The organism is Rhodoplanes azumiensis (assembly GCF_042682915.1).
GTDB classification, from domain to species: Bacteria; Pseudomonadota; Alphaproteobacteria; order Rhizobiales; family Xanthobacteraceae; genus Rhodoplanes; species Rhodoplanes azumiensis.
Genome location: NZ_JBHUIW010000056.1, coordinates 1 through 7,304, shown reverse-complemented (window position 1 = coordinate 7,304; position 7,304 = coordinate 1). Strand labels below are relative to the sequence as shown.

5 protein-coding genes are annotated in these 7,304 nt (G+C 72.8%); 2 read left to right on the top strand and 3 right to left on the bottom strand.

What is annotated here, in order from left to right; genetic code table 11:
• Positions 1 to 214: 214 nt before the first annotated feature.
• The 3 genes from ACFSOX_RS23460 to ACFSOX_RS23450 all read right to left on the bottom strand — a co-directional run bounded on the left by ACFSOX_RS23460 (position 215) and on the right by ACFSOX_RS23450 (position 3,062).
• Positions 215 to 817 (bottom strand): cysteine hydrolase family protein, encoded by a 603-nt coding sequence (locus ACFSOX_RS23460; protein ID WP_378480241.1) that lies wholly within the window; start codon positions 815 to 817, stop codon positions 215 to 217.
• Between the two features lie 453 nt (positions 818 to 1,270).
• Positions 1,271 to 1,675 carry a protease inhibitor I42 family protein gene (locus tag ACFSOX_RS23455; protein WP_378480240.1) on the bottom strand — a complete coding sequence of 135 codons (405 nt, stop codon included), beginning with the start codon at positions 1,673 to 1,675 and terminating at the stop codon, positions 1,271 to 1,273.
• 88 nt (positions 1,676 to 1,763) lie between these two features.
• Positions 1,764 to 3,062, bottom strand: coding sequence for an amidase (locus ACFSOX_RS23450; protein ID WP_378480239.1), 1,299 nt, complete (start codon positions 3,060 to 3,062; stop codon positions 1,764 to 1,766).
• A 204-nt stretch (positions 3,063 to 3,266) separates the two neighbouring features.
• On the opposite strand from ACFSOX_RS23450, the gene ACFSOX_RS23445 reads away from it, so the two are divergent.
• The gene (locus ACFSOX_RS23445) at positions 3,267 to 4,679 is read left to right on the top strand and encodes an extensin family protein (protein WP_378480238.1); all 1,413 of its coding nucleotides are present in this window, start codon (positions 3,267 to 3,269) and stop codon (positions 4,677 to 4,679) included.
• A gap of 212 nt (positions 4,680 to 4,891) precedes the next feature.
• A complete protein-coding gene (locus ACFSOX_RS23440; protein WP_378480237.1) occupies positions 4,892 to 7,081 on the top strand; it encodes an HWE histidine kinase domain-containing protein in 2,190 nt (729 codons plus the stop codon).
• Positions 7,082 to 7,304 lie beyond the last annotated feature (223 nt).

Here is a 7,304-nt window from a genome sequence, read left to right as displayed (position 1 = left end):
GCTCACCCGCCCAGGGAATCCCCCGGCGATTCAGCCACACCGAAAACCGCTCTAAATGGACCGATCACCCGACGCGCCGCCGGTCCCGGATTACGAGATCATCGGTAGAGGGTGTCACGCTGTAGCGGACCTCCGCTGCCATCCCTCGTCTTTTGGAGAATTCCCGCCCGCTGCCGGCACGGGTTCGAGATCTGGTCGGCCGAGGGTTCGCCTGTCAGTCGGCGAGCCGGTCGGACGAGGCGACGATCGTGGCGAAGCGGTCGGCGAGGGCGGCGAGGGCGTTGCGGTGGACGTCGGCGGCCGTGATGACGTCGCCGCTCAGCGGATCGCGCAGGTCGCGGGTCGCCGTAGCGTTCGCCACCACGGTGGCCTGGAGGCCGAGATCGAGGGCGCCGCGCGCCGTCGCCTCGATGCACATGTGCGTCATGAAGCCGGCGAGCACCAGCGACGAGCGGTGCAGGGCGTGCAGGCGGTCGGCGAGGTCGGTCGAGGCGAAGGCGTTGGGCAGGCTCTTGATGACCACGGGCTCGCCCGGGGCCGGTGCGGCCGGCGAGGCGATCTCGACACCGCGCGAGCCCGGCGCGAACGGGCCGGCATTCCCGCGGCCGTGATGCACGATGTGGATCACCGGCGTCTCGAGCCGGCGGGCGCGCTCGAGCAGGCGGCCGATCTCGGCGAGCGCGGCGTCGATGCCCAGCAGCGGCAGGAGGCCGTCGACATACTCCTGCTGGGCGTCGATCACGACCACCACCGTGTCGGGGAGGCGCGGCGGCCGTATCGCGACGCCGGCGAGCTCGAGCAGCGTTTTCGGGGACATTCTGCACACTCCGGAAGGGACCAGACGACCGGTGCGACTCGCGTTCCGCCGCAGCGTGCCTCGGCGCGGCGCGGCGAAACAAGCCGCCGCCACGACGTGCGACCGTCCGGATAAAACAAAACACCGGAGAACGGGTTCTCCGGTGTCCCTTCGGGGAGCCTTCGGCGGGGCTGTCGGCTCGAAAGCCGGGTGGCTTCGCGCCGTCGTCGGGGCCGCCTTCGGTGGGCGTCCTATCCGATCAGAACGCACCCAACACGATGGCGGTGACGAAACCGAACACGACGTAGATCGCCACGCGGTTCAGGTCGATCGAATAAACCAAGATCGTCTCCTCGGGACGTTGAACGGCCGAACCCTAGCACAATGCCGGGGCGTTCTGAAGTCGGAAACAATTGCGCACTGCAACATCATCTCGCGATGCAGTCGATCGGATTTTTCATTTAGTGAAATTCTTCAACGGACATCCACGATGATCGTGTGCTCACGCACCGGCTTCTGCTCCCACGGCCGCTGATAGAGGAAGCGCAGCTCGGCGCGGCCGCGGTCGGCGCCGACCAGCTTCCATCGGTGCAGCCCGAAGGAACCGATCGCCGGAGCGTCGGATCTTCGGGCGTGGCCCAGATCCGTGATGGTGACGCAGCCGGCGTCGCGGCTCGCCGCCGCGTCGTAGCGCCACGCAAAGCCGGTCGTGACGTTCTCCTCGAGCGAGATGGTCGAGCTCTCGCCGACCGTCAGGGTCAGCGGTGCCGAGGCGGTGCGGGCCTGGGCCGGGGCGGGGGTCGGACGCCCCGGAAGCGTGATCAGGAGAACCGCCAGGGTGGTGGCGGTCGCCATCGGACGCGGAAAGGGCACGCGCATGAAAACGGTCTCGTCGGTGCACCCGGCGAACGCCGGGACGGGCGGATATCGCACCGAGACCGTCGGCGGACGCCCCGACCGCGCCCGCTCAGGCTTCTGATGCGGGGGCGATCGCCTGCTCGATGAACAGCGCCGCCTCGAGCGCGGCGCGGTCGCGGCCGAACCGGCCGACCACCTGGACGCCGAGCGGCAGCCCCGATTCGTCGTACACCCCCGGAACATTGATGCACGGCGTGCCCATCAAGGTCCACAGCCTGTTGAAAATCGACTGGCCGGTCGATTCGAGGCCGCGCGGGGCCGCGCCCGGTGCCGAGGGGGTGAGCAGCACGTCGACCTCGCCCATCAGGTCGGCGAGTGCGTGGCGGGCTCGCTTGGCGATCCGCCGGGCGTCGTCATAGGCGTCGGGACCGATGTCGGCGGCCGCGTCGAGATGCGCCTTCAGGTGCGGGCCGAGCCGGTCGCGGTGATTGTCGTGCTCGTAGGCGAGCGCCCGGTGGACCTCGTGGTCCTGGATGGCGGCATGTGCCCGGAACGCATCCTCGAACACCGGCGGCAGCTTGATGTCGACCACGGTGGCGCCGGCGGTTTGGGCGCGGCGGGCGGCCTGCTCGACGGCGGCCTGCATGGCGGCGCTCGCCTCCGGCCAGATGTGGGTGCGGGCGAGCCCGATGCGCGGCGCGGCGGGGGCGACGCGGTCGATCCGGAGATCCCGGCCGGTCAGCGCCGCCGCCGCGAAGGCGACGTCGGCGATGCCGGCGGCGAACAGGCCGGCCGTGTCGAGCGACCACGAGAAGCACTTGCAGCCGACCATCGGCAGCATCCGGTAGGACGGCTTGTAGGCGGCGACGCCGCAATAGGCGCCCGGCCGCACCACCGAGCCGCCCGTCTGGGTGCCGATGGCGACGGGCAGCAGGCCGGCCGCGACGGCGGCGGCCGAGCCCGAGGACGAGCCGCCCGGCGTGTGGGCCGGGTCGTGCGGGTTGCGGGTGTCGCCGGCGTCCATGAAGGCGAACTGGGTCGTCACGGTCTTGCCGAGCAGGAGGCCGCCGGCCCGGCGCAGCATCGAGACGAGCGCCGCATCGGCGGCCGGCCGGTGGCCCGCATAGATCGGCGAGCCGTAGGCGGTCGGCAGGTCGGCGGTGTCGAAAATGTCCTTCACGCCGACCGGCAGCCCGCGCAGCGGCGCCGCCGAGAGCATCGCCACGGCCTCCTCGGCCCGCGATCTGGCCCGCACAATGTCGAGGGTCGCGAACGCCCGGACCTCCGGCTCGCGCGCCGCGATCGTTTCGGCGCACAAGTCCACCACGCCGGCCGGCGTGATCTCGCCGGCCTCGATCCTTTTCGCGAGATCGAGAGCGGACAACGGACCGACCAGCGGCTTCGCCACGGCATGCTCCTGGGATGGGGGAAGGGGGATCGTGAGCCGGCGCCATTAGGCCGAACCGTCGGGTCTCATCAAGTCCGAGATCGCCCTCGGCGGGGCCCGACTTGGTAACCAAACCCTCGAGCCGTGGCCGCGAAGCCGCACCGACGGTGGAACCGTAGGGTAACGTCAAGAGATCCTTAACGCACTCCTCGGCACAGTCGCGCCATGACGCGCGACGTTCGTTGGTATCTCGTCGGCTCGCTCGTTCTCCTCACGCTCGCCGGATGCGCTCGCAACTTCATGGGGCAGCGCGAATCGTGGCGGCGCGAGGCGGAGGTTCAGTGCCTGAAGTCCGGCTCCGTGAAGCAGGGGCCGGCCGTGGCGTTGCTGTCGCCGATCGACGGCCCCGGCATGTGCGGCGCCGATTTTCCGATGAAGGTGGCGGCGCTCGGCGAGAGCGGGGCGCTCGGCTGGGCCGACGAGCCACTGCGCCCGCCCGGCGGCATTCCCCGCGGCGCTTCGGCCTCGTCGACCGCGTCGGGCACCTCGGCCGGTCGCGTGCTCGGCGCGCCGCCCGGCTATCTGCGCGTCCCCGACGGCCCGCCGCCGCAGACCCGGCCGGCGAGCGGCTACGGCAGCGGCGGTAATGGACACGGCGGCAATGGATACGGCGCCGGCCCGACCTCGCTCACCCCGCCCGGCGTCGCGCCGCCCACCGCCGATCCGCCCGGCACCCGCCAGGCCCCGATGCCGTCCTACGGGGCGGCCGCCGCGCCGTCGCGCGCCCGCCAGGGTGCTCGGACGCCGGCGCCGACAGGCGAGCCTGGCAGCCTGGTCTACGAGGAGCCCGGCTTCTCGCCGCGCCCGATCGATCGCACCTCGCCTTATCGCGACGCCCCGGAGCCGGAGTCCGAGCCGGTGCCGCGCCAGACCGCCTCGGTCCATGCCGGCTATCCGCCGCAGTACCCGAGCATGGGCGAGCCGGTGCCGACCGGCCCGTCGCGGGTCGAGCCGCTGACCACGGCGTCGGTCGCCGCCGCCGTGACGCCGGCCGCGACGCTCGCCTGCCCGATGGTGTCGCAGCTCGACCGCTGGGTGGTGGAGGGCGTGCAGCCCGCCGCACAGCGCTGGTTCCGCCAGCCGGTGGTCGAGATCAAGCAGATCTCCGCCTACTCGTGTCGTGGCATGAACGGCAACCCGCGCGCCCGCATCTCCGAGCACGCCTTCGGCAACGCGCTCGACATCGCCTCCTTCAAGCTCGCCGACGGCCACGTCGTCACCATCAAGGGCGGCTGGCGCGGCACCCCGGAGGAGCAGGGCTTCCTGCGCGACGTGCAAGTGTCGGCCTGCGAGCTGTTCTCGACCGTGCTGGCGCCGGGCTCCAACGTCTTCCACTACGACCACATCCATGTCGACCTGATGCGCCGCTCGTCGGGCCGCCAGATCTGCCAGCCCGCCGCCGTGCCGGGCGAGGTGGTGGCGGCGCGGGCGCGGGCGAGCGGCGGCTACGCGGCGCGGCGGCCCGACTTCGGCGCCACCGGCGCGCTCGGCAGCCGCGCCGCGCCGAAGCGCACCGCCGGCGCCTCGCGCTTCGACGAGGATCGCGAGATGCCGACCGCCGTCCCGGGCGAGGATTGATCCGGCGCGGAGTCGCGCACGGCGATCCGGTAACGTCCGGATCGGCCTAACCGTATCCGGCTGCTTGCGCCCCGTCCCGAAAAGCCTGACGCTCCGGCAGCGCGCGGCGGCGAATCGAACGAGCCCGCCTGCGGGCGAAACGCCCGGCGGCGCAGCGGAGGGGCAGGGTGTCGGCGCGCGCGGGCAGCCGTTTCCGGACCACCGGAGGGATCATGCGACGGATCGTCCGGCGGCCCGTGCCGCTGCGGCTGGCGCTGTCGCTGCTGGCGCTCGCGGCGCTGCTGCCGAGCCTCGCCTTCTTCGCCGTCGAGTATCGCTCCGTGGTCGCCGAGAAGCAGGTCGGGGTCGAGCGCCAGGGCCGCCTCTACGCCGGCGCGATCGCCGGCGACATCGCCGGCGAGCTCGCCGTCAAGAAGGCCCAGCTCGAGGTGCTGGCGACGTCGCCGTCGCTCGCCACCGACGACCTCGCCGCCTTCCATGCCCAGGCCCGCCAGAGCATCGCCGCCGTGCCGGGCTGGATCGCGCTGTTCGGTCGGGACGGCCACCAGATCCTCAACACGCTCGAGCCGTTCGGGCGCGTGCTGCCGCCGAGCCAGGCGCCGGCGCTGATGGCCAGGGTGGCCGAGACCGGCGCCTGCGCCACCTCGGGCCTGTTCCGCACGGCGCTCGGCCGCACCGTCGTGGTGCTGCTCTGTCCGGTGCCCGGCACCGACCGTGTGCTCTCCGGTGTGCTGCCGACCCAGCATCTCGCCGGCGTCATGGCGCGGCAGACCCCGGAGGGGTGGCTGGCGACCCTGATCGACGCCGACGGCCGGGTGATCGCCCGCGGCGACGGTGCCGCGGGCGGAACCGAGATCGCGCCGGCGCTGCTGGCGCGCATCGCCGAAGCGACGGCCGGCTGGGCCGGCGTGGTGCCGGGCGGCGGCGATCTCGAGACCGGCTGGCAGCGTCTGCCGAACGGCTGGACCGTGCTGGCGGCGGTGCCGCGTGCCACCATCGACGCGCCGATGCGGCGCTGGAAGGCCGACGTGCTGTGGAGTCTCGTCGTCTTCTCGGCGCTCGCGGTGCTGTGCTCGGCCCTGGTCGGCGAGTGGATCATCCGATCGACCCGCGAATTGTCGCGCGCCGCCCGGGTGATCGGGGCGGGCGGCGTGATCGACGCGGTCGACACCGGCATCCGCGAGATCAACGAGGTCGGGCGGGCGCTCGCCGAGGCCTCCAACGACCGCGCCCGCGGCGAGATCGCCAACGCCCATCTGGCCGCGCTCGTCTCGTCGTCCGGCGACGCCATCATGAGCGTCTCGCTCGACGGCGAGATCCTGAGTTGGAACGCCGCCGCCGAGGAGCTGTGGGGCTACCGGGCCGAGGAGGCGGTGTGCCACCCGCACGCCATGCTGCTGCCGGCCGACCGCCTGCACGAGCTCGACGCCAAGCTCGCCGCGGCGCGGGCCGGGCAGAGCCTGCGGCTGGAGACGATCCGGCTGCGCCGCGACGGCACGCCGGTCGAGGTGTCCCTCGACGCCGCGCCGATCCGCGGCGCCGACGGGACGCTGGTCGGCATCTCGGTGATCGCCCACGACATCAGCGGCCGCAAGCGCGACGAGGCGCACATCCAGTTCGTCATGCGCGAGCTGTCGCACCGCACCAAGAACCTGATCACCGTGATCATCGCGATGGCCCGGCGCACCGCCCGCCAGAGCGACGACTTCTCCGACTTCGAGGTGAAGTTCACGGGCCGGCTGCACGGGCTCGCCCGCTCGCACGACCTGCTCGTCCACACCGACTGGATGGGCGCCAGCATCGAGGAGCTGGTGCGGCTCCAGCTCGAGCCGTTCGTCGGCGAGGCGGCGCTGGAGGTCGACGGCCCACCCCTGATGCTGCGGCCAGAGGCGGTGCAGAATCTCGGCTTCGCCCTCCACGAGCTCGCCACCAACGCCAACAAGTACGGCGCGCTGGGGCAAGCGGGCGGTCGCGTCCGCATCGCCTGGCGGCTGGCGGCGGCGCCGGACGGCAGCGAGCGGGTGCGGCTGGTCTGGCAGGAGAGCGGCGGCCCGCCGGTCCTGCCGCCGACTCGGGCCGGCTTCGGCTCGACCGTCATCCAGAAGCTCACCGAGGCGTCGCTCAACGCGGTCGTGATGGTCGCCTACGATCCCGCCGGATTCCGCTGGGAGGCCGACATGCCGGCGGCCGAGATCCTCTCGGACGTGCCGCCGCCCGTGCCGGCGCCCGCAGCCGCGGCGGACCGGCCCGGTCCGGCCCCCGCGTCGGCCCCCGCATCGGCCCCCGCATCGGCCCCCGCGTCGGCCGACAGGCCGGCCGAGGCACCAGCCGAGGCCGCCGAGCCGGGTCGCGGCGACGGCGCCGCCGCGACGGCCGAGCCGGAGGTGGCGCGACCGGGGTGAGCCGCCGCTTCGCCCGATGCGGGCAGGCCGGCCCTCGGACGGCCCCGCCATCGTCCCGGCCCTTGATCCGGCGTCAACCACGCCGCGCATCCGCCCCGATCGCGACAAAGCGCCACTTCCCCCCGCCGACCCATGGGCCGATATAACGTCCACGCTTGCCCCCGTTTTGCGCTACGGCATGCACAGATCTTGTTGCGACGGATTGACTCGGGGCGGCAGGAGG

Coding starts and splice junctions, on each gene's coding strand:
- ACFSOX_RS23460 (WP_378480241.1), bottom strand. CDS start 817: ATGTCCCCGAAAACGCTGCTCGAGCTCGCCGGCGTCGCGATACGGCCG.
- ACFSOX_RS23455 (WP_378480240.1), bottom strand. CDS start 1,675: ATGCGCGTGCCCTTTCCGCGTCCGATGGCGACCGCCACCACCCTGGCG.
- ACFSOX_RS23445 (WP_378480238.1), top strand. CDS start 3,267: ATGACGCGCGACGTTCGTTGGTATCTCGTCGGCTCGCTCGTTCTCCTC.
- ACFSOX_RS23440 (WP_378480237.1), top strand. CDS start 4,892: ATGCGACGGATCGTCCGGCGGCCCGTGCCGCTGCGGCTGGCGCTGTCG.